Annotated in this window: 22 protein-coding genes; 9 read left to right on the top strand and 13 right to left on the bottom strand. The window is 62.9% G+C overall.

What is annotated here, in order from left to right; all coding sequences use genetic code 11:
* Positions 1–189, bottom strand: a 189-nt coding sequence (locus VGH68_RS01365; RefSeq protein WP_331601709.1) for a hypothetical protein, incomplete at its 3' end; no start/stop codon positions are given.
* A gap of 110 nt (positions 190–299) precedes the next feature.
* Here VGH68_RS01365 and VGH68_RS01370 point away from each other — a divergent pair.
* Both VGH68_RS01370 and VGH68_RS01375 read left to right on the top strand, forming a co-directional pair.
* The gene (locus VGH68_RS01370) at positions 300–566 is read left to right on the top strand and encodes a PAAR domain-containing protein (RefSeq protein ID WP_331601710.1); all 267 of its coding nucleotides are present in this window, start codon (positions 300–302) and stop codon (positions 564–566) included.
* A gap of 16 nt (positions 567–582) precedes the next feature.
* Positions 583–4,008: an RHS repeat-associated core domain-containing protein gene (locus VGH68_RS01375; protein WP_331601711.1), complete on the top strand. Its 3,426-nt coding sequence runs from the start codon at positions 583–585 to the stop codon at positions 4,006–4,008.
* Here the strand turns inward: VGH68_RS01375 and VGH68_RS01380 are convergent.
* The 8 genes from VGH68_RS01380 to VGH68_RS01415 all read right to left on the bottom strand — a co-directional run bounded on the left by VGH68_RS01380 (position 3,913) and on the right by VGH68_RS01415 (position 13,082).
* A complete protein-coding gene (locus VGH68_RS01380; protein WP_331601712.1) occupies positions 3,913–5,307 on the bottom strand; it encodes a GlcNAc-transferase family protein in 1,395 nt (464 codons plus the stop codon). The two genes, VGH68_RS01375 and VGH68_RS01380, sit on opposite strands and share 96 nt — an antisense overlap.
* 37 nt (positions 5,308–5,344) lie before the next feature.
* Positions 5,345–6,361 carry a fimbrial protein gene (locus tag VGH68_RS01385; RefSeq protein WP_331601713.1) on the bottom strand — a complete coding sequence of 339 codons (1,017 nt, stop codon included), beginning with the start codon at positions 6,359–6,361 and terminating at the stop codon, positions 5,345–5,347.
* A gap of 76 nt (positions 6,362–6,437) precedes the next feature.
* Positions 6,438–7,538, bottom strand: a complete 1,101-nt coding sequence (locus VGH68_RS01390) for an ImpA family type VI secretion system protein (RefSeq protein WP_331601714.1) — start codon at positions 7,536–7,538, stop codon at positions 6,438–6,440.
* A complete protein-coding gene (gene tssG / locus VGH68_RS01395) occupies positions 7,535–8,614 on the bottom strand; it encodes a type VI secretion system baseplate subunit TssG (RefSeq protein WP_331601715.1) in 1,080 nt (359 codons plus the stop codon). Before tssG ends, VGH68_RS01390 begins: the two co-directional genes overlap by 4 nt.
* Positions 8,615–10,495 (bottom strand): type VI secretion system baseplate subunit TssF, encoded by a 1,881-nt coding sequence (gene tssF / locus VGH68_RS01400; RefSeq protein ID WP_331601716.1) that lies wholly within the window; start codon positions 10,493–10,495, stop codon positions 8,615–8,617.
* A gap of 1 nt (position 10,496) precedes the next feature.
* A complete protein-coding gene (gene tssE, locus VGH68_RS01405) occupies positions 10,497–11,015 on the bottom strand; it encodes a type VI secretion system baseplate subunit TssE (RefSeq protein WP_331601717.1) in 519 nt (172 codons plus the stop codon).
* The gene (locus tag VGH68_RS01410) at positions 11,012–11,848 is read right to left on the bottom strand and encodes a type VI secretion system accessory protein TagJ (RefSeq protein ID WP_331601718.1); all 837 of its coding nucleotides are present in this window, start codon (positions 11,846–11,848) and stop codon (positions 11,012–11,014) included. Before VGH68_RS01410 ends, tssE begins: the two co-directional genes overlap by 4 nt.
* Positions 11,832–13,082: a TagK domain-containing protein gene (locus tag VGH68_RS01415; RefSeq protein WP_331601719.1), complete on the bottom strand. Its 1,251-nt coding sequence runs from the start codon at positions 13,080–13,082 to the stop codon at positions 11,832–11,834. The genes VGH68_RS01410 and VGH68_RS01415 overlap by 17 nt, the downstream gene beginning before the upstream one ends.
* Before the next feature lie 101 nt (positions 13,083–13,183).
* Between VGH68_RS01415 and tssH the strand changes: the two genes are divergently transcribed.
* From tssH to VGH68_RS01430, 3 genes are all read left to right on the top strand, one after another.
* Complete coding sequence (gene tssH, locus VGH68_RS01420) at positions 13,184–15,862, top strand: type VI secretion system ATPase TssH (protein ID WP_331601720.1); 2,679 nt, start codon at positions 13,184–13,186, stop codon at positions 15,860–15,862.
* 827 nt (positions 15,863–16,689) lie between these two features.
* Entirely contained in the window at positions 16,690–17,010 is a 321-nt protein-coding gene (locus tag VGH68_RS01425) for an SHOCT domain-containing protein (protein ID WP_331601729.1), read from the top strand.
* 375 nt (positions 17,011–17,385) lie between these two features.
* Entirely contained in the window at positions 17,386–17,850 is a 465-nt protein-coding gene (locus VGH68_RS01430) for a hypothetical protein (protein ID WP_331601730.1), read from the top strand.
* An 84-nt stretch (positions 17,851–17,934) separates the two neighbouring features.
* On the opposite strand, the gene VGH68_RS01435 is transcribed toward VGH68_RS01430, so the two are convergent.
* Positions 17,935–19,521, bottom strand: a complete 1,587-nt coding sequence (locus tag VGH68_RS01435; RefSeq protein ID WP_331601721.1) for a phospholipase D family protein — start codon at positions 19,519–19,521, stop codon at positions 17,935–17,937.
* Between the two features lie 354 nt (positions 19,522–19,875).
* Here VGH68_RS01435 and VGH68_RS01440 point away from each other — a divergent pair, with 354 nt between their 5' ends.
* Complete coding sequence (locus tag VGH68_RS01440) at positions 19,876–20,664, top strand: hypothetical protein (protein WP_331601722.1); 789 nt, start codon at positions 19,876–19,878, stop codon at positions 20,662–20,664.
* A 136-nt stretch (positions 20,665–20,800) separates the two neighbouring features.
* On the opposite strand, the gene VGH68_RS01445 is transcribed toward VGH68_RS01440, so the two are convergent.
* Positions 20,801–22,042, bottom strand: coding sequence for a hypothetical protein (locus tag VGH68_RS01445; RefSeq protein WP_331601723.1), 1,242 nt, complete (start codon positions 22,040–22,042; stop codon positions 20,801–20,803).
* Positions 22,043–22,574: 532 nt separating this feature from the next.
* Here VGH68_RS01445 and VGH68_RS01450 point away from each other — a divergent pair.
* The 3 genes from VGH68_RS01450 to VGH68_RS01460 all read left to right on the top strand — a co-directional run bounded on the left by VGH68_RS01450 (position 22,575) and on the right by VGH68_RS01460 (position 24,723).
* Positions 22,575–23,648 carry an AI-2E family transporter gene (locus tag VGH68_RS01450; RefSeq protein WP_331601724.1) on the top strand — a complete coding sequence of 358 codons (1,074 nt, stop codon included), beginning with the start codon at positions 22,575–22,577 and terminating at the stop codon, positions 23,646–23,648.
* A gap of 110 nt (positions 23,649–23,758) precedes the next feature.
* Positions 23,759–24,307 carry an AraC family transcriptional regulator gene (locus VGH68_RS01455; protein WP_331601725.1) on the top strand — a complete coding sequence of 183 codons (549 nt, stop codon included), beginning with the start codon at positions 23,759–23,761 and terminating at the stop codon, positions 24,305–24,307.
* Positions 24,307–24,723, top strand: coding sequence for a VOC family protein (locus VGH68_RS01460; RefSeq protein WP_331601726.1), 417 nt, complete (start codon positions 24,307–24,309; stop codon positions 24,721–24,723). The genes VGH68_RS01455 and VGH68_RS01460 overlap by 1 nt, the downstream gene beginning before the upstream one ends.
* Before the next feature lie 280 nt (positions 24,724–25,003).
* On the opposite strand, the gene VGH68_RS01465 is transcribed toward VGH68_RS01460, so the two are convergent.
* A complete protein-coding gene (locus VGH68_RS01465) occupies positions 25,004–25,786 on the bottom strand; it encodes an energy transducer TonB (protein ID WP_331601727.1) in 783 nt (260 codons plus the stop codon).
* Positions 25,779–26,118 (bottom strand): biopolymer transporter ExbD (locus tag VGH68_RS01470; protein ID WP_331601728.1); only part of this gene is annotated, 340 nt, incomplete at its 5' end. The genes VGH68_RS01465 and VGH68_RS01470, both read right to left, overlap by 8 nt.

Below are 26,118 nucleotides of genomic sequence, written 5' to 3' on the forward strand. Positions count from 1 at the left end.
CGACACCAACACCGACACCAACACCGACACCAACACCGACACCAACACCAACACCAACACCGACACCAACGCCAACGCCAACGCCAACGCCAACGCCAACGCCAACGCCAACGCCAACGCCAACGCCAACGCCAACGCCAACGCCAACGCCAACACCGACGCCGACGCCAACACCGACGCCGACGCCAATACCGTCGATGCCGCCGTCGTTCATCGAGTTGTAACAAGTCTTCCGCAACGCCGTACAGCGGCCGGGCGCGCCAGCGTACGGCCCGGTATTCACGAGGAGACCATTCCTTATGTTTTCTGCCGCCCGCAAAGGGGACGCAATCGGACATGGCGGTGCGATCGTCACTGGTTCGCCGTCAGTGACGATCAATGGAATACCCGCCGCATTGACCGGCATCAGCTCGGCATCGTGCACGCTGCATCCGTCCGCACAAGCCGTAGTTGCCGGTTCGGCGTCGGTATTCATCAACAACGTACCAGCAGCTCTTGTAGGCGGGACCGCTTCGTGCGGCGCGCCAATCACCACCGGTTCGCCGGACGTGCTGATCGGTTCCTGACGGGAAGGATCACGGATTGAAAACTGGTATTGCCGGGATAGGGGCCGAGTTGGTCAGCTTGCCAGGCGTCGTATTGCCATCGGCGCGCGGCGGCGAAGCGGTCGACCGTTGCGAGCAGCTCGGTGACGTGGTCGACCGATATCGCGTGCGCCGCGCGTTGTCGGGTGTCTTGTGCCGTTCAGTCGATGTGACTTCCGGCAGCAAGGTCTGTCTGCCCGCCGACGAAATCGACTTCACGCTTCGCGGCCGTCTCGCGTTCGATTGGTCCCGTCACTATTCGAGCGCTCGCGCATCGGTCGGGCTGCTGGGCGTCGGCTGGCGCACCCGCTGGGAAGTCACGCTGCACCAAGTGGGCAGCGAACTGATATATGCCGACGAATATGGCAGCACGGTCAGCGTGCCGTTTCCCGAACGTGGCACCCAGACCATCGCACCATCTGCGCAACTACACTTCGCTCATTTGCCTGACGGCCGCATCGTCGTCGCCGACTTGACGCCGCATTACCGGGTTTTCGGTGACTTCAACGAAAGCGGGACTGCGCGGCTCCAGTACATCGAGGATCTGCACCGGCAGCGAGTCGGATGTATATGGGATCGCAAAGGGCGTCTGTTGCGTATGCGCGATACGGCCGGCCAGGAGTTGCGGATGCACTATGAGACCGCAACGGGCACCCACCTCACCGCTATCGAGTGCGTCGGTGATGGGCCGGGCGGCGTGCTTGTCCAATATGGCTACAGTCCGAACGGTGAACTCACGGAAGTGCGCAATCGCATCGGTGCAATCGTTCGCCGCTTTGCCTGGCAGGGCGGCCGGATCGTGGAGGAGACCAGCGCTCTGGGCATGATCACGCGCTACGCATGGCGGACGATCGGGGGCATCGCGCGCGTGGTTGAGCGCACCACCTCCGAGGGCGCACGTGACCGGTTCACCTATGACGTCGATAGGAAGGTCACGCAGGCGATCGACGTATTCGGCCATTCCGCTGGCTGGCAGTACAACGAATACGGCCAGGTGCGATCGCATACGGACTTCGACGGACGACGCTATCGCTTCGACTATCGGGATGGCGGTGCACCGACAACTCTGCGGCTGCCTGGCGAGCGCGTGGTCCAGCTTGAATACGATTGGCTCGGACGCGTCGCGCGGGAAATCGATCCGCTTGGCAACGCCCGGATTACAGAGTACGCATTCGCGTCGCGCGAGCCGGTATCGGTGATGACCAGTGACGGCCGCATATGGATGTGGGCGCGCAACAGTCGTCTGCAACCTTTGCACTATCAGATGCCGGGCGGTGCAATGACGCGCTTCGAGTACGACGCCAATGGTTTCGTGGCTCGCTCGAGCAATGCGCTCGGTGTCGCGACCACATGCGTCCACGACAGGTGGGGCCAATTGATCCAACGCACCGAGGCCGATGGCGGTGCGACGCACTACGAACGCGACGCCAGCGGCCGCGTCGTGCGTATGACCGACGCGCTCGGCGCCGTCACGCTTATCGAGCGCGACAGGCTTGGTCGACCGGTCAGCGTGACGCGTCCGGACGGGCAGGTGGAACGGCATGTGTGGAACGCCGCCGGTCAACGGATTTCATTTGTCGGGAGCAGCGGCCAAAGCCGGCATTGGTATCGCGACCGGCGGGGCAACGTGCTGCGCGCGGTCGACGAGGAAGGCCATGTCATCGCGCGGCAATACGATGCGCATGGCCGTCCATTGCGGATCGAAAGTGGCAACGGCGCCGTCCAGACGCTCGAATGGGGCGCGCGACACTGCCTGTCGATCACCGACGCGGACGGTGTCGTGCGCGAGTTCAACCATACGGATGCCGGCCAGATTTTCAGGGTGACGACAAAAGCCGGTGCGCAAGCGCGTAGTGAGACCTTTGCTTATGACGCGGCGGGACGGCTTGTCGAGCGGGAAACGCAGCATAACCGCTACGTGTATCGCTATTGCTCTCGCGGAGGTCTCGAAGCAATTAGCCGCACGCCAACCGGCGATGGGGAGCTGATCGGCATCGGTGCCGATGAAATCCGCTTCGAGTACGACGCGGGCGGCCGTCTGATCGCGGAGCAAGGAGCGAACGGCGAACTGCGTTACACGTACGACGCCATCGGCGGTCTTGTCGCGATGCTGTTGCCGCAGGGGCAGGAACTACGGACCCGCCGCCTGGAGACCGGTGAGACCGCGGTCGTCGAATTCGACGAGCGCGAGATTGCGCGGTTCGGGTATGACCTGATGCGGCGTCTGGTTACATGCACGCAGGGTCGCCTGCAAACGCAAGTCGGCTATTCGCCGCTCGGCTGGCCCGAGCGGTGGCGCGCGACGATGCGCGGCGAGCCAGACGCGTCGGCGCCGCCGCCTGAGGGCGATATGCACCTGTGGCGCGAAGTGGACTATAGCCCTGGTGACTTGCTGATCAAAACCTCCGGATCCGTTGAAGAGCACGCCTGGTACGACTACGACCGGCGCGGTTGCCTGCTGCGGCGCGTGTCGGATCACGTGGGTATCGAATACTTCACATGGGACGCCGCGAGCAATCTGCTCGATACGCCCGGTGGGAACTGGTTTCCTGCCATCTACGCGGATCATCGGATCCCGGAGTGCCGCGGCTATCGCTATCAATACGACGAGTACGGTCAACTGGTGCACAGGACCGGTCGCGATCACGCGCTGTCGCTCGAATGGGATGCGGAAGGTCGGGTAATCGCCGCACATCGCAGGGGGCTCACTGTGCGCTATCAGTACGATGCATTGGGCCGGCGCATCGGGAAACGCGTCCAAACCGGTTCGCCGAGGCGGTCGCGGACGCCCGAGCAGGACCAGCTCACCCGGTATGTCTGGGAGGGACGCAGGCTTATTCAGGAGCAGCGTGCGGGCGCACTTCGGACCTACCTGTATCAGCCGGCGCCAGCCGGTTTGACGGGTTTTGCGCCGCTTGCCTGTGTCGACCAGACACTCGATAGCGACGGCGGCATCAAGGATACGAAGGTCTATCACTACCATACCGATGGTGTCGGAACTGCAATCGCGTTGACCGAGGAAACCGGCAAGCTCGTGTGGAGTGCCCGCTATCGTGCATGGGGCAAGGTTGCCGCCCCCGAGTGGGAGCGCAGCGGGACCGTCGCGCAGCCGCTTCGCTATGCCGGTCAATACGCAGACGAAGAAACGGGATTGCATCATAACGGCACGCGTTTTTATGATCCGGACGCCGGTCGGTACATCAGCCCCGACCGCACCGTTGACGGTGGCGTCAGCCCATATCGCTATGCACCGAATCCGATGACATGGTGCAATCCGCTTGGCCGCGCGAAGCCGGATCGCTTTCCACATCTTGCAGGTGACGAAGCGTCAAACATCGATGGCGTGCCCGACCCGGGCCAACAGATCGCCCACATCGTCAAACAGTTCGATGACATACCGGGCTGCGATCTGATCGAGAGCTGATACGAAGATGACATGAAAATCGAGCCAATCGTTCGTCCGGTATTGGGACAGGCGGCTGGCCTCGATTACCTCGCGATGCAGACTGGCCGCGGTGCTGTCATAAACGACGACGACGGCCGATATCGCGGAACCCAGCAGGTTCGCCGCGCCCGGGGACGCCGCATGCTCGTCGACGGTGTTCCGATGCAGGCACACGCGTACGTCATTCGCGCGCCGCAGCGAGGCTTTCCACGATGCTTCGTCGGGGCGCGGCGCGCCGGGCCGCGGCGGTGGTTCATGATTTAGCGTAGCCTCGTGCACGCCCCGACATGAGAAGCTGATGCCCGCGTACGTCTCATACTCGGTCAAGGTCCGCGCCGTGCCCCGCCCGTATTTGCCGAAATCCTGCTGCGTGTACGGTTCGCCATCGACGCCGAGTAGCGCACGGTTGCGCTGGTACGCGCGCGCGCTGCGCTCCCCCCAATGTTCGTCAATTTCTCCTCTTTGCTTTGCCTGATCGGTGTGATCGTCCCACATCTTCACGCGATGCTCGCGCGTGTACTCGTGCCAGGCAATCGGGCAGTGCGGATGGTATAGGTCGTAGCCATGCGTAAATGCTCGCACGGCGATAGAGATTTCCTCGCCGAGAAAGAAATAGTCTGGGTCATGCTGGACAGCCTCCGCAAAATGACCATCAGCGAACGTGAAATGTCCACTATAAAAGCGCGCGCGAACCGGTGTGTCCGCTGTCGGCAAGATTTTGCCGCGAAACGTCACCACGCCTTCCGTACCGAAGCGTTCGAAGCATAGGAACTGCGGATTGCCACGCAAGTCCGCGTCGTTCGTTGGGTCGAACGATGGAAGATAGGCAGTCAGCAGCGGCTTCGGGCTTTCGCCCCGCAGCGATTCGAGCATGTCGATGACGAGCCTGTCCCATCCTTCGACGAAGCGATGATGCGAATCGAGCTGCAGCGTATACCGTTCTCCGCCGTAGCGTTGCTGGAGTGTGTTTCGTGCCCAGCACGCGCCCTGCGTCATCATGTGCGGTACGTCGATCAGTTCGACTTTCGCGCCCCGATAGTTGACATGCTGAATGGGCCAGTCGTTGCTTTCTTCCGTACGCCATTTGCCGAAGCCCTGCCGCCAGAATTCGCCGAGCGTTTCGTCAGGCGCATGCTGCCAGCAGATCGCGATGCGCAGCGAGTCCGGCTTCTTCGCCTTGTTGATCAAATCGAGCAGCGTGGGGATCAGTTGGGGATCGCGGTAGCTTGCGATCTGCACGAAGATCGAGTCTGGCGATGTGGTGGATAAAGCGCTCATGCTGATAATTGTGGGTCTACGTCGGTGCGCGAATGAATTAGAGAATAGTCATGGTGAGGGTCGCGGTCGCCTGAATCTTGCCCGCAGTTGGCGTCGCGCTTCCGACGCGCAAGACGGTCGCCTCAAGTGAGAACGGCGATTGCATGCCCCCGCCTGGCGTCTGGACGACGGTGCTCGCTGGATCGTTTGGCCTCAGGACTGTGCCCTTGGATACATCTTTAAGGCGGATAGCGAGATTCGTCGCGCCGGTGTTCTTCAGCATTGTGCCGTCGTCTGGATCGGGCGTGCCGGACAGTGCTGCAGTAATCGATGCTGGTGGCGTTGGCCCCGTACAGAGCACCGTGAACTGAACCGGCTGTGTGGGGCCCGACGTCGCCGACACGTCAGCTGGACCGAATGTGCCGAAGTCGATGTTTAGGGCGCTTGTATTAACCGTGCAACTAGGCAGTACCTTGATGTTGATGCTGCTACCGTTGACTGTAAGAACGGTTTTACCGTCACCGTCGGTTTGGGCGGTACCGACGAGGCCAAACTGAACGTTTACATTGCTGGCGATATCCGCGGTTTTGAACAATTCAATGCGAAAGTGCGTCCCGGCGCTGAAAGAGCTGTACACGACCTGGTTGGAACCACCCGTGCCTGGCGGCACCGGCCTCGCGATTGGAAAGTCCACCACAGCGCCGGTTCCGCTAACGTGAGTCAGCTTGAAGCCGACACCGGGCACATTGGTGTTGTAGACGCCCGGCATGCTGGACGGCGTGGCACCGGCGAGATTCATTGTCATCGTGCCGCCGTTCGTGCACGCCATGAAATAGGTCGACACGGGAAGCGCAGTGGATACGCCCGTGGCGATCAACGACCCGACCGGAAGTCCGGGATCGATAGACACGGAACTATTCTGAAATAGCACGTTGGCCTGCAACTGCAGATACCCGACGTTATTGTTATCGCGCATCCAGTCCATATCGGTCGGGCTCAACTGGAGACACGCAGCAGAGGCAAAACGTGCAATCCCGAGGCTGGCGAGGACGAGAAGTTTGACGAGTCTTTTCATTGGAGTTTGTTGCGTTAGCCGATGTGCCGTATGGATTGATGGGACATGAAGTGAGGGCAGTGTTGCCCGAGCTGGCTCAGGTATCGATGTCATCCCATTTAGCCAGCAGATCGGCCGGAATGATCTGGGCAAGTTCCGAAAAGCGCTTGCCGACCATCCGTTCGGACTGGCGTAACAGGACTATGACGGGGCTGCTCGGTTCGTTCTGCTCGAACCACATGCGTGTTTGCTGAATGGCCGCCAGCGCGCCCCACCGGTCTACGGGCGGCGCGATGGCAATGGCAGATAGGTGATCGGCCGGGATCTCCGATGGCGGCGCCACGCCAGTGATCAGAGTTGGCGCGGCGGCAGGCGTGGTAGCACTTGCGGCGGACGGCTGGCCAGACGCGCTGTCATCGTCGTGCACCGACGCGTGCCTCGCGGCTCCGGATACTGCCGCGCCTCCGCCGTCCAGTTGCGGTTGCGCAAACGGCTGCAGCGCGCGGTGCAGCGCACCCAGATCGGGCGCGTCGGCGCCGAGCTTTTCGTTACACCACGCAGCAATATTTTCGGTCAACCCGCGTGCTTCGGCGAATGCCGCAATCGTCGCATCGCGCCGGCCCGACAATTCCTTAAGCAGTCGGACGACGGATTCAGGCGCAAGCGCATCTTTCTGGCGAGGCATCGCAAACGCTTTTTCGATATCGCGCAGATGTAGCTTCACACCTGCGGCCCTCGGCATTGCGATACCCCGCATGTCGCCTAGTACACCGTTGGTATCGGCGATTGCGGCGATCGCATTTGCGTACATCACCGGATCGCGTTCGCCTTCGAACACAGGCAGCGGATGGAGTGCTTCGCCGTAGCATTCGAACATCGCCTTCAGAAATGCCAGCCCGTCGCGAAGCCCAGCCGCGCCGTCGAGCCGGACCCGGCAGCGCAGCAGGATGATCGCGAGGCGGATGTCCTTCGTGCGCAGCAGCAGCGCGCGGCAATCGCGTTCGATCTCGGCCCAATTCGCGGGCGCCGGAACGTCGACGAAATCGCCGTACTGCGCCTCGGCGCGCGGTGCGGCGGCGGCGAGCAGCATCACGAAATCCGGATCGTATTCGAGGTCGGGGCCGCAGGGCGCGTCGGCGTCAACCGGTTCGAGCAAATCGGCGTAGCGCAGCAAGGCGGCGGGCGTATTGGCGTTCATGTGCGCGGACTCCGTGACTGATCGTTGTATTGCTCGGGCTCGAACACCATGCCGACGACAGGCTGCTCGCTCATCGACTCTCCGAGCCACGTCGAATAACCGAGCCGCTGCGCCGCGCCGGCGCGGGCCGGCGGTGCGGCGCGCGGCTGGACCAGCAGCTTGACCTCCCATGCGTATTCGTGGCCAACGAAGGCCCGTACCCATTCGACGAATGTGGCCAGATCCTCGCCGTGCGGCGTAAGTCGCAGATACTGTTCGAGGTCGAGCGGTCCCACCACGAGGCGGAACTTGTGCTGCCGGTCGGGAATGGTCTCGCCCAGTTGAGCGCATTCGCCGATGACCGCCGCCGGGCCAGGCATGGCGAGCTTCGTGTGTTCCGATGCGGACAGATGAATCCAGTGCAGAACGAATTCCTCAACCACCATGGGTACGCCGAAGTAGTGCGACAGCGTTGCGGCGATGCCGGACGGATTGCGCGACTCCCGCACCAGGTGGGCTGCCGCGCTATAACGCGCGTGCGTTGGCAAACAGGAGCGCCGCGCCTCGGCGGGGTCGACTCCGGTCAGGCTCGCGACATAGAAGGAGAAGGTTTCGTCGGTGGGTCGGTCGAGCGACGCAGTGGCCTGTGCCGACGCCCACGCGCGATAAAGCTGTGACAACGCACGGTGGTGGAACAGGTCGACGAGGTGAACGAGCGTGCGGTCCTGATGGCTTTCGACGCGACTGTAGGCGAGCTCGGTCATGTGCAACGGCAGGGGCCCTTGCGGTCCCCAAATGCCGAGTCCGAACAGACGTACGTCGAGGCGGCCGTTGCGCATGTCGAGCGACGCGATCTCTCGCGGCGCGAATGTCATCGTCGGTTGCTGGCCGATCCGGAATGGCTCGCCGCCAGGCAGCCGCGCGGTACCGGGCAACGGCATGTTCGGGGCGCGTGCCGCGATTGCGCGCATCACGCTGATGAAGCCGGATTGCCACGGCGCATGCGGGTCGAACCAGGCGCTGAGCCGGGTGCCGAGCGATTGCGGATCGACTGCCGATGGGACGGAGCTGCCAGCGGATATGTTCGACGAATCCATTTACACGGCTCCGCGTCCGCCCATGCGTGGCGGCCACTGCGTGATGAGGCCACGTTGCATCGAACGGAGTTCAGTTTCGGTGAACACGTTGATCGACACATGACGGGCGAGATAATGCTCGAGCACGAGGCCGAACAGGTACGGGCTGATACCGGAGAAGCCGGTTTCGTCGACGGTCAGTTCGCAGCGCACGCCCCGCCCGTACACGAGCAGTCCATCGCCTGGTAGACGCCGCACGACCGGCTCGGTTCGCGCGCCGACGAGTGCCTCGATCTGCCTCGCCTGTTCGCGCTCGCCTGGCGTGATGAAGAGGCCGAGCATGTTGCGCAGCGCCTGGCCACCGTCGCCGTGATCGAGTTCGGCTAGCGGCATGTAGTTGAAGCTCAACTGACGGATCAGACGCCACGCCGTTTCGCCGCTCGCATATGGCGCACGCGGCGCGCTGGGTGCATGCACGAGGCCGACGCCCTCGATCGGCACCGAGTCGGACATCGTGAAATCGGTCCTGCCGTTGCGCGGGATCAAACGCGGCAAGTCGCGGTTCGTGACCCACGCGTCGACCGACAGGTAACGGATGTCGTCGGCATAAGGCGCTTCAGCCTGATCGACCAGCGACACATAGACTTCCGTACCGATGTACGGAGTGCGGGTGCCGTATTTGCGTGCGTTGGCCGATAGCGCGCGCTGTTCGCGGCGCACCGAGAAGTAGCGGCCGTGGTTGCCGACGTCGCTGTGCAGTGTCTGATACAGCGGATTGAACTCGGCTTCGAGCGACGTTTCGGCCTTCTTGCCGAACACCCGAGATACCGAGAAGATTTCGTAGTCGAGCGGCCGCGTGCGGTCGGCTAACAAATGGAAGTCGGTCTGCGCACGGTTGAGTTCGACGCGGTCGGTGCGCTTGCGAAACAGATTGACGACAGGCGTGCAAAACAGCAGGAAGCGCGATGCGTCGACGTGCGTGGCCAATTCTTCGGGCAGCCGGTCGAGCAGCAACACGACTTCGGCATCGTTGCTGTCGACGCGCGCGAGGCCCGCAGCGAGTTGCGTGAGCGCGGCGAAGTAGAAGCGCTGGCGGCACGCGAAATACTCCTGCAACAGATTGTGGCCCTGGAACGTATTCCAGGTGAGCGGCAACAACCCCTGGTCCGGTCGCAGACCCTCGAACGCCACCGGCGATTTCGCGACTACGTGCCCTTCGCCGTCCGGTGCGCCATACCTGCGTACCACCGAAGCGACGCTGCCGGCGTGGATCAACTCGAACAGATGCGAGGCGATGCGTTCGTCTCCGCCGAGGTAGACCGGCAGCCGATCGAAATCCTTCATCTGGCTGAACTTGATTTCGCCCGTTGTGCGCAGCCGCAGCCGCAGTGCGCCGCGTAACTGCTGATGCGGAAGCAGATGACGGTCGGTGTTCGGGATATCTGGCGGCACGGCGGTGAGCCGCGCCTCGGCGATCTCGATTGGCCACAGCGTCACGTCCTGGCTGCTGCGGAATTCGCACGCAGTCTGCTCGCCAGGTGGAATGGCCGAGCGCAGCATGCTATGACGCGGTACTCGGACGCCTTTCGCGAAATCTCCAGCGCTTAAGCTGGGCCGCAACTGCGCGACCGCAATAGACGGCGTGGGGGCGACGTAGTTCGGATAGACCACTTCGAGCAGCCGCTGCGTGAAGCGCGGAAATTCGGCATCGAGTTTGATCTGCGTGCGCGCCGACGTAAAGCAGAATGCCTCGATGAGGCGTTCCACGTAGGGGTCGGCCACTTCTATGCCGTCCATACCGAGGCGCCGCGCAATCTTCGGGTGCTGCGCGGCGAATTCGCCGGCCATCTCCCGCATGTAGGTCAGTTCGGTGTTGTAATACTCGAGAAATTGTGGATCCATGTCAGCGCTCTCCGCGGAAGTCCCCATCGAATGTGACTTGGTTCGTCTCGATGTCGAACGCGCTTTGAATGCGGAATTCGAGCGGATAGGGCGACCAGTGCATGAGCCCGTCGATTTCGAATACCAGCTGGTTGTAGCGGACCGGGTCGTTGCCATGCAGCGGGCGCAAACGCAGCGAGTCAGATATCAGCCGAGGCTCGAAGCGCTCGATCGCGGCACGGACCACTTTCTCGACACCCTCCCAACTGCGATGGGTGAGGTAGCTCTCGGCCAGCGGGGCGATGCCGTAATTGACGACCGAACTGGCCACTGCCTGATGCCGCGTTTCATCGAGCTCATCGTCGAGGCTGGTCGTGTTGAGCAGCAGACTCAGGTCGCGTTCGATAATGCGGTGCATGCGTTCGGCGTTCGGCGCATAGGCGCCCGGATGCTCTGTTTGCCGGTGCGGCGCGTCGTCGAGCAGGCGGTCGATCAACGATGGCAGATACGCCTGCCGATGCCGGATGTCGGACGTACTCATGCCTGCCCGTCGTGGATGAAGTGGCAGTCACCGACGTCGAGCAGGCCGAAGTCCCCCACGTTAGTGCACCAGGTTTTCTGGCCGAGCGCGATTACGCCCGTTTCGCCGATGTCCCGCCACACGGTTTCACGGGCGAGCCTGATTGCGGATGGACCGCTTTCCGAACCCGGGTACCGCACCGGCAGATAGCCGCGCAGCACGGTTGCATTGCGCAGAGCCACGATGACCGAGCGCCAGACCAGGTCGGTTAGCGCGGTCACAGGACCTAGTGTGAGCGATTTCATTGCGTCGAACGGCACCCAGCGGTAGCCGCCCGCGACGGCCAGTTCGCACACTGGCCCAAGACGGCTGTCGCTGTCGGCCAGCCACTCGAATGCGCCGATCTGCGTGCTCTCGCCGCGCGTTGTCGGTGTGTTCCCGAAGGCGGCACCACGCAGTTCGTCGGCGGCGGCGAGGTTGCCTTCGCCGAGCTTGGCGTTGGCCTCGATCAACGATTTCACCCACGCCGGCAGTGGATCGATTTCGCCCGGCGTGCGCTGACCCGCGAACACCTCGGTGCGGAATATCTCGCTCTGGATCAGTCCGCGATACAGATGCGCGCGGGACGCACCCTCGGGTTCCAGCGTGGCCCACGTCTGCAGTTGCTGTAGCGCGCGTTCCCATTCACCGTCGACGCACAACAGTTCGAACAGCAGCCAGCGTTCGCGAATGTTAGACGGATATCTGCGCACGTTGTCGATCGTCTGCGCTTTCAGTTCGCCAAAGGTCTGTGTTTCGAGCAGCGATTGAAGCGTTGGCGCGTGCGACGCTTGCGGATTAGCGGTCGTGTTCATCTTGGCACTCGGCTTCTTCATATTCGATGGAATCAGGCACGGACATATGGCTGTCCACACTGACCAGGTGGTGTTCCTCGCGCGCAAGCTGCGCGGCCTGGCTCGGACGGCGAGGCGCGAGGCCGCGGGGCGCAAGCAATGCCAGGATTTCGTGCGGTTCGTCTGCTTGGAAGATTTGGCCGGAACCGAACGCGTCGAGGCTATCCAGCAGCGTGTCGACATTTCTGCCATGGGTGAGCAGATCGAACACGGACGATTCGGCCTGCGAGCGGGGCGCGAGTTCGGCGAACGGATCGTGCTGCGTCGGCCCCGCTGGGCCGTTGCTGTCCGCGCTTGCCGTTTTCAGCATATGCATATTGCCGCTTTTCTGGCTCAGGAGCGCTTGACGGTATTCGAGCGTGAGCGTGGCCAGTGGGTCCGATTCAGAACCGCTTGATTCGAGGGCGCTCGTTTCGCTCGCTCGAGCCGGCCAGAACAGCGAACTGCTGTCGCGCCGCTTGTTTTCTGACGCTGAGGGTTCGCTCGCGCGTTGCAGCAGATCACCTGTGTGCGTGCAATGACCGTCGCCCGCTAGCGCGATCAGGTCGCTCCAGTCTTCCGGCTTTGCGGGCACGGGTTCGATTGGCGCCGCCACCGGCTCGTTTGCGGGATGCGCGGGACTGTTGGCTTCGCAAGGCTTAGGCGTTTCGTCGGTCAGCTTCAAGGGCGAATCGGTCAAGGGTTGAGGGTTGGCAATCGGGGATGCATTGCTGCTGGCGGCGCGGCCCGCGTCGGTGCGGCTGCCTGCGCTTGCATGCAACGCGCGGCCAGCCGCAATGCGCTTCGACGGATCACCTCGGGAAGCTGGTGGCCGCCGTGGGATCGACCCGATCGACCCGATGGCTCCCGCGGCCGCGATCGACCGGATCGTCCTTGCGGACATCTTGAGCACGCCGGCTTTGACCGGCGAGTTGTCCCACCGGGCCTGATATCCGGTCATGATCGGGCCGCCCGGCGAATACGACGAGCGCGTGAGAAACCTGCCGATGGAGCGTGCACTCGGGGAACTCTCCTGCGGGAAGTGCGAAAACGAAGTGCGAAGACTGCCCGCATGAAAACGACGGGCCGGCTTATGACGGGATGCGTTATGGGATGGATAGTACTTCGCACGTTTCAGCCGGAATATGGGCAACGGCCCAAATACATGCGGCACTCGGCGGGCTATGCTTTGACGCATGATCAACGCGATATGCAAGTTGTCGGGAACATCCGGTCACAAGGTCGAATGTCGAAACGAGCCCGCGTTTCGTTCGCTTAGACATCCAGCTATAACCTCCAGTCAACGGGTGACCTCCTATGTCCATTTCACGCCATGCGCTGTTCGGCAAGCTCGGCGCGACGCTCTTCAGGAGCATTGAATCCGCTACCGCGCTCTCGAAGCTACGCGGTAATCCGTATATCGAGCTGGTGCACTGGCTACATCAATTGATGATGCAGCCCGATAGCGATCTGCACCGTATCGTCAGGCATTGCGGTATTAGCCGCGAACTGCTCGAGCGGGATCTGCAGACCTCGCTGGCCGCGTTGCCGTCGGGCGCGAGTGCGCTGACAGACTTTTCGCATCACGTGGAGGCGGCGATCGAGCGCGCGTGGGTGATTGCGACGCTCGCGTTCGGCGAGCGCCGGATTCGTGGCGCGTGGCTCATAGTCGCGCTTGTCGAGACACCAGAGTTGCGGCGCGTACTGTTGTCCATCTCGCCGGCGTTCGGCAAGATTCCGGCCGATGGGCTTCATGATGCGCTGCCAGCGTGGATCGACGGGTCGCCAGAAGCGGAGGACGCGCCGTACGACCGGAGCGATTTCGCCTCTGCGGTGCCGGGCGAGGCGTCAGGGGCGCTGGCGGCGCCCACGAAGGGCGCGGCGCTCGCGCAGTTCTGTGTGGACCTCACCGCGCGGGCGCGAGCTGGCGAGATCGATCCGGTTGTCGGCCGTGAAGTCGAGATCCGCACGATGATCGACGTGCTGCTGCGGCGGCGCCAGAACAATCCGCTGCTCACCGGCGATGCGGGCGTGGGCAAGACAGCAGTCGTCGAAGGGCTAGCGCTCGCGATTGCGGCCGGCGAAGTGCCGCCGAAGCTAGCCGAGGTTCGGCTGCTGAATCTCGACGTAGGTGCGCTTCTTGCCGGCGCGAGCATGAAAGGCGAGTTTGAGGCACGACTGAAGTCCGTGCTCGAAGAAGCGGTGAAGTCGTCCACTCCGGTGGTGCTGTTCGTCGACGAGATCCATACACTGATCGGTGCTGGCGGTCAGGCCGGCACGGGCGATGCGGTCAACCTGCTTAAGCCGGCGCTCGCGCGCGGCACATTGCGCACGATTGGCGCGACGACGTGGGCCGAATACAAGCGTCATATCGAGAAAGACCCGGCTCTCACGCGCCGTTTCCATGTGCTACAGATCGCGGAACCCGAGGAACCATCCGCCATTGACATGGTGCGGGGCCTCGCTGGCGCACTCGGCAGCCATCATGGCGTCGTCGTGCTCGATGAAGCGATTCGCGCGGCAGTCACACTGTCACATCGCTACATCCCGTCGCGTCAGTTGCCGGACAAAGCGATCAGTTTGCTCGACACCGCTTGCGCGCGCGTCGCCTTGTCGCAACACGCACCGCCGCGTGAGCTGCAGGGTATCCGTGAACGGTTGCGGGCTGCGCGGGTCGAGGCTGAGCTGCTGGGCAACGAGGCGCGCATCGGCCTCGGTGACGGCGCCGCGCTTGCTGAGGTCAAGAAGAGCATTGCCACACTTGAGTCGGAGGAATTGGCTGTCGACGTTGCATGGCAGGCGCAGACGCAGACGGTGATGGCACTGGCCGACGCTCGCAATACACTGAGCGCGTCCGTCGAGCACAGCGCATCCGACCGCGCCGGTATGTCGATGGGACAGTTACGCGAGTTGGAGCAGAAGTTATCGAGCCTGCAGACGGACGAGCCACTTGTATTCGCGGAGGTCAACGAAGCGATCGTCGCGGAAATCATTTCGGACTGGACCGGCATTCCTGTCGGACGCATGGTGACCGACGAAGTGAGTGCCGTTCAGTTACTACCCATTGCACTGGGTTCGCGGGTGATTGGGCAGTACCATGCGCTACAGCAGATCGCCGAGCGTGTGCAGACCGCGCGCGCGGGCCTTGCGGATCCGCGCAAGCCGCTTGGCGTGTTTCTGCTTGCCGGGCCGTCCGGTGTCGGCAAGACCGAGACAGCGCTTGCGCTCGCCGAGGCACTTTATGGCGGTGAGCAGAACCTGATCACGATTAACATGAGTGAGTATCAGGAGGCGCACACGGTCTCAGGACTGAAGGGGGCGCCTCCCGGATATGTCGGCTATGGCGAAGGCGGCGTGTTGACCGAAGCGGTACGCCGACGTCCTTATTCGGTCGTGTTACTTGATGAGATCGAGAAGGCGCACGGCGACGTCCATGAAATGTTCTACCAGGTACTCGATAAAGGCTACATGGAAGACGGGGATGGGCGCTATATCGACTTCCGCAACACCACTATTCTGATGACGAGCAACGTCGGTGCCGATCTGACCGCGAGCTTGTATGCCGATCCGGTGCTCGCGCCTGAGATCGACGGGCTGCGGTCCGCGCTCACTCCCGAATTGCTGAAGGCGTTTCCCGCTGCGTTTCTCGGCCGAGTGACAGTCGTACCATATCGCCCGTTGGGGCAGGATTCTCTGGCCGAAATCGTGCGCCTTCACCTGAACCGGGTGATTTCGCGTATGGCGGAAAACAATCAGGTCCAGTTGACGTACGCTCCAGAGGTGGTCGACTACATCGTCGAACGGTGCCTCGTGCAGGAAACAGGCGCGCGTTTGCTGATCGGTTTTATCGAACAACATGTGTTGCCGCGGCTGGCTCGGCTATGGCTCAACGCATTTGCGTCAGACGAGGCGCTCACGGACGTCGCGATCGAAGTGGTCGATCCGTCTGCGGTGCCTGCCGAAGCGTTTGTGTTTAGGGCCTCCAATTGCGTGTAATGGGAAGATCAACCTTCGGGCACTCCGATCGACCTGCGTTGCCGGTCGAATATGTCGGGCAGCGGTGATGGCCCATCGACCACGTCGGTAGCCGTTGGCCTCGCCTCCTGGGGGCGCACAAGCGTCGTGCGAGGTGGTGCTGCCAAAGCACGGGCTGAAATTGCGCGAGGCTAGTCCAGCCTCCGCGCGCCGGAAATGCGCAGCGCGCCGCGTCCACCGAAATTGACATCTGCGGCGCAGGCCGATACGGACCACCGCCCGGCCCGTTTGCCACTACATTGCCCTGCGGTGATCGCCTTCTCCGCATCCCGCCTGAGAAGCGCCGATTCTTTGCAATCCCTTTCAGTTGTCCGAGAAAAAACGGATGATCCGTTGCGCTCACCTATGGAATGAATTGACATTGCCGGCAACGTGGACTTGAATCTCTATGGCAGGCGCAGTGGACCCCCCAAAAAAGTCCTCGCGTTATTGTGCGGAATTACGATATAAGGATTAAAAAGGTCGGTATCAAAAGTTTGCATCGGGCAACGTACCGGAGAAAAGATGATACGCGCGCTGAAAAGACAACTCGGGGTTTTATGCGAGCCGTCTGAAGTCCAGCCGCGGCTTTAATACAACCCATGCATGCGCGTGCGCAATTGCCACGCTTTCATGGTAGTTTTCAGCGCTGCCAGGCCGATTGCAGGAGCCGTCCATAGCGAGCAACCGTTAGTTCGAAATCGAATAAGCCGTTCAATTGCAACCGGAATGACTGGAGAACAAGGATGCTTTTCTTTAATGATGGTTTCACATTCACGAACTTCCTGGCCGATCTCTTTTCGATCTTCATGTTCATCTTGTGGTTCTGGCTGCTCATTACGGTTTCGGGCGACCTGTTCCGCCGTCATGATGTGTCGGGCTGGGGCAAGGTTCTTTGGGTGATTTTTCTTATCATCCTCCCGTATATCGGGATCTTCGCGTACCTCCTCACGCAGCATCGCGGCATGGCGGAGCGCGATCAGGCGCGCGCGAAACAGATGCGGGAAGATCTGCGTAGCGTGGTGGGGTTTAGCGTCGCCGACGAACTCGAAAAACTCGATCGCCTGAAGGCGTCCGGCTCGATATCCGATGAAGAGCACGCGCGGCTGCGCGCGAAAGTCATCGGCTAAGCAACGCGTCACCGATGGCCGCCATCCGAGAGTGGGCGCCTTGCCTGTAGCCGGTGGCGGCAAGCTGGTATGTATCTCGCATCAACGCCGCATCAATGTGAGCGTCAATGCGAGGTCAATGCGGCGTTGCGATGACCCGCCCGCGCATGTATGCGCATCGACGCAACGTAAGCGTCGCAAACGCGCGCGTCCCGAACGCGAGCGGCGAGCACGGCGCTCACATCCCGACGCCACCCTGTCACAGATATCGAAGCTACCCGTCGTTGAACGCAATGGGAGGAACCCATGTTCACGCGCCTCGCCAACATTCCCGATCCCACCGTGCGAATCGCGCGTGCATCCATCAGTTGGCGTCGCGCGGCGCTCACCTGTGCGATGGCACTGATGGTTTCAGGTTGTGCGCAGCCGTGGCAACAGTTTCAGGCCGGTCAGGATCAGTCGGCGATCATCGCCCGGATGGGTCCGCCACGCGAAGTCTATGAACTGCCCAACGGCGGCCGCCGGCTCATGTGGCCGACCCAGCCGATGGGTTCGACAACCGTCGCCGCCGATATCGACGCTTCCGGCAAGATCGTGAGCGTACGTCAGCTATTGCAGCTAAGCGAATTCAATCGCGCGCAAATCGGCACCTGGACGCGCAACGACGTACTGGTGAACTTCGGCCGGCCTGCCGAGACGGCGTTCTTCCGCCGCACGCAACGCGAAGTGTGGTCGTATCGTTATACGGAGAACAACATCACACCTTTGCTGTTCAACTTCTCGTTCGACACTAGCGGCGTGTTGCGTGAAGTGTCGCGCACGCCCGATCCGTTGCGCGATCGCGACTTGCGGCGTTTCTGACGTTCCCGGCAACGGAGCGCCCCTCTTGAAACAGCAAGGAACAGGGAGCCGGGCATAGCACGAGCTGGCTTTTTCGCGCGGCCGTTACAGCAGCGATTCGATCGGAAGAATCGACAACATCCACACGCCGAGCCGGCCGTACCACGTCGTATTGGGTTCGGTGTCGTGGCGGACTTCCACGTCGCCGTTGTGCTCGATCCAGTAGAGCTTGCCGTTGTCGTCGAGCCGCACCGTGTAAGCGACCTTGGGCAGCAACGCGAGGAATTGCCGGTCGACCTGGGTTGCAAGCTGCGGGCTGTCGATCACGAGGCCAAGCTCGGTATTCAGATGCGCCGAACGCGGGTCGAAATTGAAAGAGCCGACGAACACGCGTTGGTAGTCGACGACAAACGTCTTCGCATGCAGGCTGGAGCCCGAACTGCCGAACGGACCCGGTGACTGCTCTTTTTTGTCGGGCGTGCCCGCCAGGCGCCGCAATTCGTACAGGTGCACGCCGTTCTTCAGCAGTTCGACGCGTCGCTTCATATAGCCGGAGTGAACCGCGGCGACGTCCGTCGCCTCGAGCGCGTTCGTCAGTACCCGCACGTCGACGCCTTTCGCGGCGAGTCCGGTCAGGTACTGGGTGCCGGTGCGTGCCGGCACGAAATACGGCGACACGAGATCGATTTCTTCCGTCGGGTCGCCCAGCACTTCGCGCATCTGATGAGCAATCAGCGCTTCCGGCGGCGCGTTGTTCAGGCCTTTCGCGGGATCGTCGCTGATCATTTGCGTTTTGGCCCAGTCGAACCGCAGCGTATCGTCGAGCAATCTCTGCACGACGTGCGGGTCGCGTAACGCCTCTTTATAGGCGGCGGCCGCCGGGTCCGCGGCGATCGCGGCGGCCTTGCGGTCTAGTACGGCTAACTGGTCGACGCTCTCGTGCGGCAGAATCCGCTCGACCGGATAGGCCGACGCGCTTGCCCAGTAACGGTCGAAGTCTCGCGCGACATCCGCTGCGGCCGGGCCCACGGCCAGCACGTCGAGGTCGGCAAACACGACGCCGTCAGTGGCATCGAAGTACTCGTCGCCGATGTTGCGGCCGCCGAGAATCGTCGCGGTGCTGTCGGCGGTCAACGACTTGTTGTGCATGCGCCGGTTCGCGCGCGGAAAATCCGTCAGGAAGCCGACGAATTTCGGGTTGCGCACCAGGAACGGGTTGAACAGACGCACCTCGATATTCGGATGCGCGTCGAGCGCCGCGAGCGTCGGATCGAGCGAAGAGGGCGTGCCCAGATCGTCGAGCAGCAGCCGCACCCGCACACCGCGGTCCGCCGCCTCGTGGATCTGTTCGAGCAGCAGCGTGCCGGTCAGATCATTGCGCCAGATGTAGTACTGGATATCGAGCGTGCGCTGCGCCGACCGGATCAGATCCATGCGCGTGGCGAACGCGACGTGCGCATCCGCCAGCGGATAGATGCCCGCGAGGCCCGCGTGGGAGGCAAGCTCGGGAGCAACCGCGCGGCCGAGATCGGTACTGGCGGCCAGCTCGGGCGTCAATGCATGCGACTCTGTGCGGTTTTCGAGCGGCGGCAATGCACAACCGCCCAGCAGGCTCGCGCACAGCACGAGCGCGGGCGCCGCGCGCAGCCATCGAGGTGGCCGGTGGAGCGGGCGATGTTTCTGCGCTTGCATGAGGTCCAACGGGTCCTTTGGGTCACGGCGACCCTGCTGGTTTTGATCGAAACGTAGTGAAGACGTCGCGTCGTCACTGCTCGGCGGGGCCTTGCAGCTTTGCAACCATGTCTTTTACTCGCTGTTTCGCGCGCACTTTGCATTGCGTAAGGAGAATACTATGGCCGGGCGGCCAGTGGTGCCCCCCATCGGTCCTTGTTGCGCAAACCCGCTTTGTCAGATGATAGGGGCAGGCGGCGGATAGGGGCAGGCAGCGCGAGTTGGGACGGCGCTTACCCGGCACGCCCGTCGATCGGCGCCGCGTCGATTGTGATCGAGTGTCCCAGCGCTGCGCCCATTTCGGAGTCGAATAACGTGAAGATTTCCCGCTTGCTGCTGGGCAGTGTCATGCTTTTCGTGGTGGGCACGGTGTTGCAACTGTTGTGGCCGCTTGCACAGCCGGCGTCCTATCACCACTTCGCCGATGAACGCTCGTTGGGCTCACTGCATAACGCGTCGGACGTGCTGTCGAACGTCGTCATCCTGATCGCGGGCTTGCTGTGTCTGGACTGGGTGCGGCGGCATGCGTCGGATCAACCGCCGCAATTCCCCGGGATGGTGGTCGCCGGGTTCGGGCTGGTGCTAACGGCATTCGGCTCCGCTTACTATCACGTCGCGCCGACCGACGCGACGCTCGTCTGGGATCGTCTGCCGATGACGATCGTGTTCGCCGGCATACTCGCGATGCTGTGGACGTCGAAGAACGGCCAGCGTGTCGGCTGGCCGCCATTGCTGATCATGGCCGTCGTGTCGCCCGCGACGGTCGGCTACTGGCTCGCGTTCAACAGCCTGTGGCCCTACGCGATCCTGCAGTTCGGCGGCCTTGCGTTCATCATCGTGATGACGCTCACGCGCAGGGTGGATCGCGTGCTTGCATGGATGCTCGTGATCGTCTTCTACGGGGTCGCGAAGATTTTCGAAAGCCTCGACTGGCAGGTGTGGGAGCTGACCCATCATGTGATCGCCGGTCATGCGCTCAAGCATGTGTCGAGCGGTCTGGCGGGCGCGGCGCTGATTCTGGTCGCGAACGCGGCGCCGAAACCCGTGAGCGGGATCGTACCGAGGAGGGCTCGCGGCACCAGTCATTCAGGCATGCAGCGCTGACGTGCCGGCAAGTGCCCCTGAGCGCCACCTTCCCGTGCGGGCCGGCTTGCCCGGTTGCGCGTCACCATCGATGTCTTTCGGCCTGCCGGCGTGCCCGGTTGCAACCGTCACGCCGCGCAGGTCAACGCCTTGTCCGTCACTGCGGCTCGTACCACGAATAGGTGGCCAGCGTGCTCACCGGCGGCGTGCCGATCTGCAGCGTGATATCGCGCAGCGACGTCAGTTCGATGTTGCGTATGTCGCCCATGTAGCGGCGCGAATCGCCGTTGTCGTTGATATACGCGACGACATTGCCCGTGATCCCCGCGACGTTCGTGTTCGTCAGCGGCTCGCCCCAAATGTCGAAAAAGTCGCCGAGCGTGTAGGTCTTGAGGTTCGGCGCTTCGATATGGATGATGCCGGTCTGGTCGTGCGTATGCATCTCATACGTGCACTGCGACAGAATGCCGACCTGCATCGGCAACGCAAGCCACTGCCCGTCCTTGATGATCGCGAGATGTGCATGCACGTGGTACAGCACCGACATGTCCGGCGCGCAGGTCATCCCGTCGACCGGCGAGCCTTTGCCGCCCGCTGCCGTGCTGCCGTTCGGCCAGGCGCCGGTGGCGCCGACCACGCCGCCATAGGCGAGCGTGATCGGGTTGGGGTTGAATGGCGGCGGATCGGTCCACGTATAGGTGGGCACTTGCGTGACCGGGGTGCCGATCATCACGGTGATTTCCGTGTGCGGCTTCAGCACGAGGCTCGCGGGGTCGCCGGTGTATTGCGTGAGCGCGCCGTCGTCGTTCACATAGATTGCAACCGGTGAGCCGGTCACACCGGCGACATTCGATGCGCTCAGCGTCTGGCCCCAGATCGCGAAGAACTGACCCAGCGTATAGGCCGCGCCGCTCGTCGTATCCATATGGATCTTGCCGCTGGCGTCGACCGTATGGATCGGATACGCGCAGCCGGTCGGCGCGGTCATGGTCGGCTCGACCATGCCGACATTCGCAGGCAGTGTGAGCAGCTTGCCGTTCTGGTAAATCGACAGATGCGCGTAGGTGTAGGCGGTGCTGCGCAGCGTGCAGTTCAAGCCGCTGACCGGCTGGCCGGTCCCGCCGGTCGCGGTCACGCCTGCGGGCCAGTGGGTGTCGCCGAGCGTGGTGCCGTCGAGGATCGGCGTCGCGGCGGCAAGCTTCGGCGTGGTGCCGCTCGCGTCGGAGGCGCCCGATGCCGGCGCGGGACTCGACGCGGGCGCGGGGTTCGACGCCGGTGTGCCTGCGGCGCCGTTCGAGCCTGTGCCGCTCGGGTTCGAACCGCCCCCGCCGCCGCCGCAACCGGCGAAAGTCAGGACGAGGCCTATTGCGACGAATCGTGCTCCCAGCCGTTCCAGCATCTCGTGCTCCGTGCCGTTGTTAAGAGGGATACGCGCAGCAGAGATCACGCGCGGGTATCGGACGAATCTCGCACGGATCGACGCGCCGCGATCCACGCAAGATCGGCGGCGCCCACTTCGCTGCATGGATGACGGCAATTCACGAGCGGCGCGTGGCGGATGCCCGCGCGTCGGATTACGTCAGACCGTTGAAACCTTTCAAATGAGCGTAGCAGATGGTATCGCGAGCGGACTCGTTGAATCACGGCGATTTGCGACTTTCTGTTGGCGCGTTTCGGGGTGTCCGAAATTGAGCAACGGACTCGTCGAGGTGCTCGAAGCAGCTTCGAGTTCACTTTGAAGTGACTTCGGTGTCATCGCAGGTCGTCCCAGTCTTGCTTTGACGTGCGTGCGAAAACGGTGTTGAAGGGGCGTTCGCTCGCGTGTAAGGGGCCGTCGGACCGATCTGTCGCGTTTTGTTTGGGCTGTCATCGTTATGTGCGAAGATCGGTTCTGGGGCGAATTTGTTTGTGGATCAATGGAGCACTGACAGATGACCGACAGATTGCAGGCGTCCGTATGCGTGGTGGTGCTGCTTCTGATTGTGGGCTGGGTGCTCTTTATCGGACGCGCGGTTTTCGTTCCAATCGTGTTCGGCATCATCGCGGTCTATGTGGTCGTCGATTTCACGCGCCTGCTGCAACGCATTCCGGTCATCGGCCAACGGCTGCCGACGCAATTGCGTTACGGGTTGTCGATCTTCCTGATTGCCGCCGGCATATTCTTCGCGGTCGACATGCTCGTCGAGAACTACGACGCGCTGGTCGCGCTCGCGCCGCGCTACCAGGACTCGTTGCTCGCAATGACCCACAAGATCTCCATACTGCTCCATCTGGAAAGCGAGCCCACGTGGGATTCGTTGCGGCGGAACATGCTCGCGCAGATCAACATTCAGGCGATCGTGACGGGCATGCTCACGTCGCTGTCGTCGCTCATCATCGACATCTTCGTCGTGGTGCTGTATGCGGCCTTCCTGCTCGTCGAGCGGGGCACGTTCGGCGAGAAGCTCGCGAATATGTCGGCGAATTCGAGTAACGCCGCGCGGATCCGCGCGGTCGTCACCGACATCAACCGCCGCATCGGCGCGTACCTCGCGTTGAAAACGTTTCTCGGCGTGCTGCTCGGCGCGGTGTGTTGGGGTGCGATGCGCAGCGTCGGCCTCGAGTTCGCCGGGCTGTGGGCGGTGCTGACCGCGCTGCTGAACTACGTGCCGTATATCGGCTCGGTGCTCGCGGTGGTGTTGCCCGTGCTGATGACGATGCTGCAATTCGGCGACGTCAATTCGATACTGATCGTGCTGGTGTCGCTCAGTGCGATTCACTTCGTGATCGGCAATATTCTCGATCCGTACCTGATGGGCAACTCGCTGAACCTGAGTCCGTTTGCGATTCTCGCCAGCATGGCGGTGTGGTCGGCGCTATGGGGCGTGCCCGGCGCATTTCTCGCTGTACCGATCACGGTCAGCATGACAATCATCTTTTCCGAATTCGAAATGACGCGGCCGGTCGCCGTGCTGTTGTCGAAAAACGGCCGGCTCACCTACGGCAAGAGTCAGCCGGCGGCGTGACGCGGATGGTGGCGCGGCACGGTCGGGGTGCCGCGCGGGCGCACCCCGAGGCCGCCGCGTGCGGCGCGCTTAAACTAACGGCTTACCGTTTGCGCCGCCCATCCGAACTCATGCCCCGCCGCCAGGATCGTTCTCTTCAGGTTTCCCCGTCGCAGACCACCGCCGGCGCGCTGGAGGACCCGGCGTTGCTGCGCCGGCTGCTGCGTGCCAAAGACCGCATGGACGCGGCGTCGCAGGAGGCCTGGCCGGTACGGCGCCTCGCCGAAGTCAGCGGCGTGTCCGAAGCGCATTTCGCGCGCTCGTTCAAGCGGGCCTTCGGCGTTCCACCGCACCGCTATCTGCTGACACGGCGTATCGAGCAGGCCACCACGCTGTTGCGCGACACCGAGCTCGGCATCACCGAGATCGCGTTCGCGACCGGATGGGGAAGCCTCGGTACGTTCGGGCGCATCTTTCGCGACATCACCGGCCGCAGCCCGGGCCAGATGCGTGTCGATGTGCGAGCGGATCCTTCGCAACCCGAGCGCGTGCCAGCCTGCGTGCTGAAAGCGGCGCAACGTCCCGACCTCACGATCGCAGTTTTGGAGAAGCGCCGCCGCGCCGCCGGCGATACAGTCGAGCCATCGAAACGATCGAAGTCGTCAACGAAGGAGGAGTGATGAATCAGGGTGTCAATGTGGTCGGCGTGTATGTCGACAATCAGGACGAGGCGCTTGCTTTCTACGTCGATAAACTCGGCTTTCGCGTCCACACGGACGTGCGCAACGGGTCCTACCGGTGGCTGACGGTCCAGCATCCGGATCAACCGTCGTTCCAGCTTGGCCTTTTCACACCGGGCCCGCCGATACACGATGAAGCCACCGCGCAAACACTGCGCGCGATCGTCGCGAAGGGGGCGATGCCGCCTCTGGTGCTGTCGGTCGCCGACTGCCGCGCGAGCTACGAGCAACTGAAGGCGCGCGGCGTGGAATTCACGCAGGAGCCGGTCGATCGCTACGGCAGCGTCGATGCCGGCTTCCGGGACCCCGCCGGCAATGGCTGGAAGATGATCGAGGCGCCGGCGAGCACGAAGTGAACGGCGGCGGGCGGTCGCCAGACCTCTAGTCGATCGTTGCAGGCAGCCGCGAGGTGGCCGGTAGCGGGTTGCGCGGCCTGATCGGTTCGATCGCGATACGTGCCGGACATATCCAACCGGGTCTTGCTATCCGGGCCGATCAACCGGTGCCGCGCCACCTTGCGTGGATTCGCTCACGCCCGCTTCGCGCAGGAAATGCGCGATCGTGTCCACGATGATCGATTTTGCGAGCCCTTGCTCGTTCATCACGCGCTGTCCGAGCGGCGACCGCCCGTGCTCATCAGCTGACGTTGAAGTGAACCCGCACGTCCTGCTGCGTTTCGGCCGGGTGTCCGTTGTGCAGCGCGGGAGCGAAACGCCAGCCTCGCAGCGTCTCGACGAGAATCTGATTCAGACGCGGATAGGGCGTGGGCTTCACGAGTTCCACGGCGACGGAGCCATCCGTATGAATCACGAGATACGCGATCGCAACTGTCCGGTACGCTTGCTCGCGCAAGTCGTCGGGTACGGCGGGCAGCGGTTGGGCTATCGCGCGCGCTGGTGAGTCGCCGCGCGTCGACTCGTCGGCTGCTGGGTCGGTGGTTTTCGGATCCACGGCGGTATCGCGGGAATCTGGCGATGACGGGTGCGCATCGGCCGTCGCGTTTTCAGTGCGCGAGACGGTTGCGGCCGCAGGTGCGGCGTCGGGTGCGGCTGATGCTGCAGGGGTGTGCGTTTTTGGCGCGAAGGGTCGCGCGGCCATCGGCGTGCGAGCGGGCGGCGGGTCGGTTCGCGCGGGTTTGACCGACTGCTGCTTCGGCGGCGACGCTTCTTGTGTCCGCGCGACGGTCGACGGCGAGCCCGGCATCGCGGCTGGCTGCGTCGGCGCCGGATCCGGCAGATCGACAATGCTCATCTGCAACGGCGGTTCCGGCTTTGGTTCGGGGACCGGCATTGCAAGCAGACCGCGCCCCATTGCGACGAGAAAAAGCCCCCACGCGATTGTGCCGAGCACGGCGGCAACGATGACTTCCACCCGCCGGTTGTCGCCCGCGTCGATCAGATGCCGCGTCGCGCTATTCACGACGAACTGCAACCAGAAAATGCTCGGCGCCGGCGCGTCGGGCGGCGAGCATTGCCTGCACTACTACGCCGTGGCCGGCGGCGTCATCGGCGGCAATGATCACGTCGTGGTCCGGACGCAGCGCGCGCCTGATCGCCGCCTCCACTTGGTCGGGACGAACCGCTTCACGATTGACGAAGATCGCGTTGCCGCGGTCGATACTCACGGTCGGCGGTCCATCCACGGACATCCGCTGCGCGCGACCCGAGGGCAGATTCACCTTCACGGCATCGAGCCGCTGCATGGCGAGCGACGCGAGCATGAACGTTGCGAGCAGAAAAAACATCACGTCG

The sequence above is a fragment of the Paraburkholderia sp. genome, assembly GCF_036488505.1.
Lineage (GTDB): Bacteria > Pseudomonadota > Gammaproteobacteria > Burkholderiales > Burkholderiaceae > Paraburkholderia.

Coding starts and splice junctions, on each gene's coding strand:
- VGH68_RS01425 (WP_331601729.1), top strand. CDS start 16,690: ATGTTCATCTTGTGGTTCTGGCTGCTCATTACGGTTTCGGGCGACCTG.
- VGH68_RS01450 (WP_331601724.1), top strand. CDS start 22,575: ATGACCGACAGATTGCAGGCGTCCGTATGCGTGGTGGTGCTGCTTCTG.
- VGH68_RS01385 (WP_331601713.1), bottom strand. CDS start 6,361: ATGAAAAGACTCGTCAAACTTCTCGTCCTCGCCAGCCTCGGGATTGCA.
- VGH68_RS01460 (WP_331601726.1), top strand. CDS start 24,307: ATGAATCAGGGTGTCAATGTGGTCGGCGTGTATGTCGACAATCAGGAC.
- VGH68_RS01430 (WP_331601730.1), top strand. CDS start 17,386: ATGGCACTGATGGTTTCAGGTTGTGCGCAGCCGTGGCAACAGTTTCAG.
- VGH68_RS01410 (WP_331601718.1), bottom strand. CDS start 11,848: ATGAACACGACCGCTAATCCGCAAGCGTCGCACGCGCCAACGCTTCAA.
- VGH68_RS01390 (WP_331601714.1), bottom strand. CDS start 7,538: ATGAACGCCAATACGCCCGCCGCCTTGCTGCGCTACGCCGATTTGCTC.
- VGH68_RS01455 (WP_331601725.1), top strand. CDS start 23,759: ATGCCCCGCCGCCAGGATCGTTCTCTTCAGGTTTCCCCGTCGCAGACC.
- VGH68_RS01370 (WP_331601710.1), top strand. CDS start 300: ATGTTTTCTGCCGCCCGCAAAGGGGACGCAATCGGACATGGCGGTGCG.
- tssG (WP_331601715.1), bottom strand. CDS start 8,614: ATGGATTCGTCGAACATATCCGCTGGCAGCTCCGTCCCATCGGCAGTC.
- VGH68_RS01380 (WP_331601712.1), bottom strand. CDS start 5,307: ATGAGCGCTTTATCCACCACATCGCCAGACTCGATCTTCGTGCAGATC.
- VGH68_RS01435 (WP_331601721.1), bottom strand. CDS start 19,521: ATGCAAGCGCAGAAACATCGCCCGCTCCACCGGCCACCTCGATGGCTG.
- tssE (WP_331601717.1), bottom strand. CDS start 11,015: ATGAGTACGTCCGACATCCGGCATCGGCAGGCGTATCTGCCATCGTTG.
- tssF (WP_331601716.1), bottom strand. CDS start 10,495: ATGGATCCACAATTTCTCGAGTATTACAACACCGAACTGACCTACATG.
- VGH68_RS01445 (WP_331601723.1), bottom strand. CDS start 22,042: ATGCTGGAACGGCTGGGAGCACGATTCGTCGCAATAGGCCTCGTCCTG.
- tssH (WP_331601720.1), top strand. CDS start 13,184: ATGTCCATTTCACGCCATGCGCTGTTCGGCAAGCTCGGCGCGACGCTC.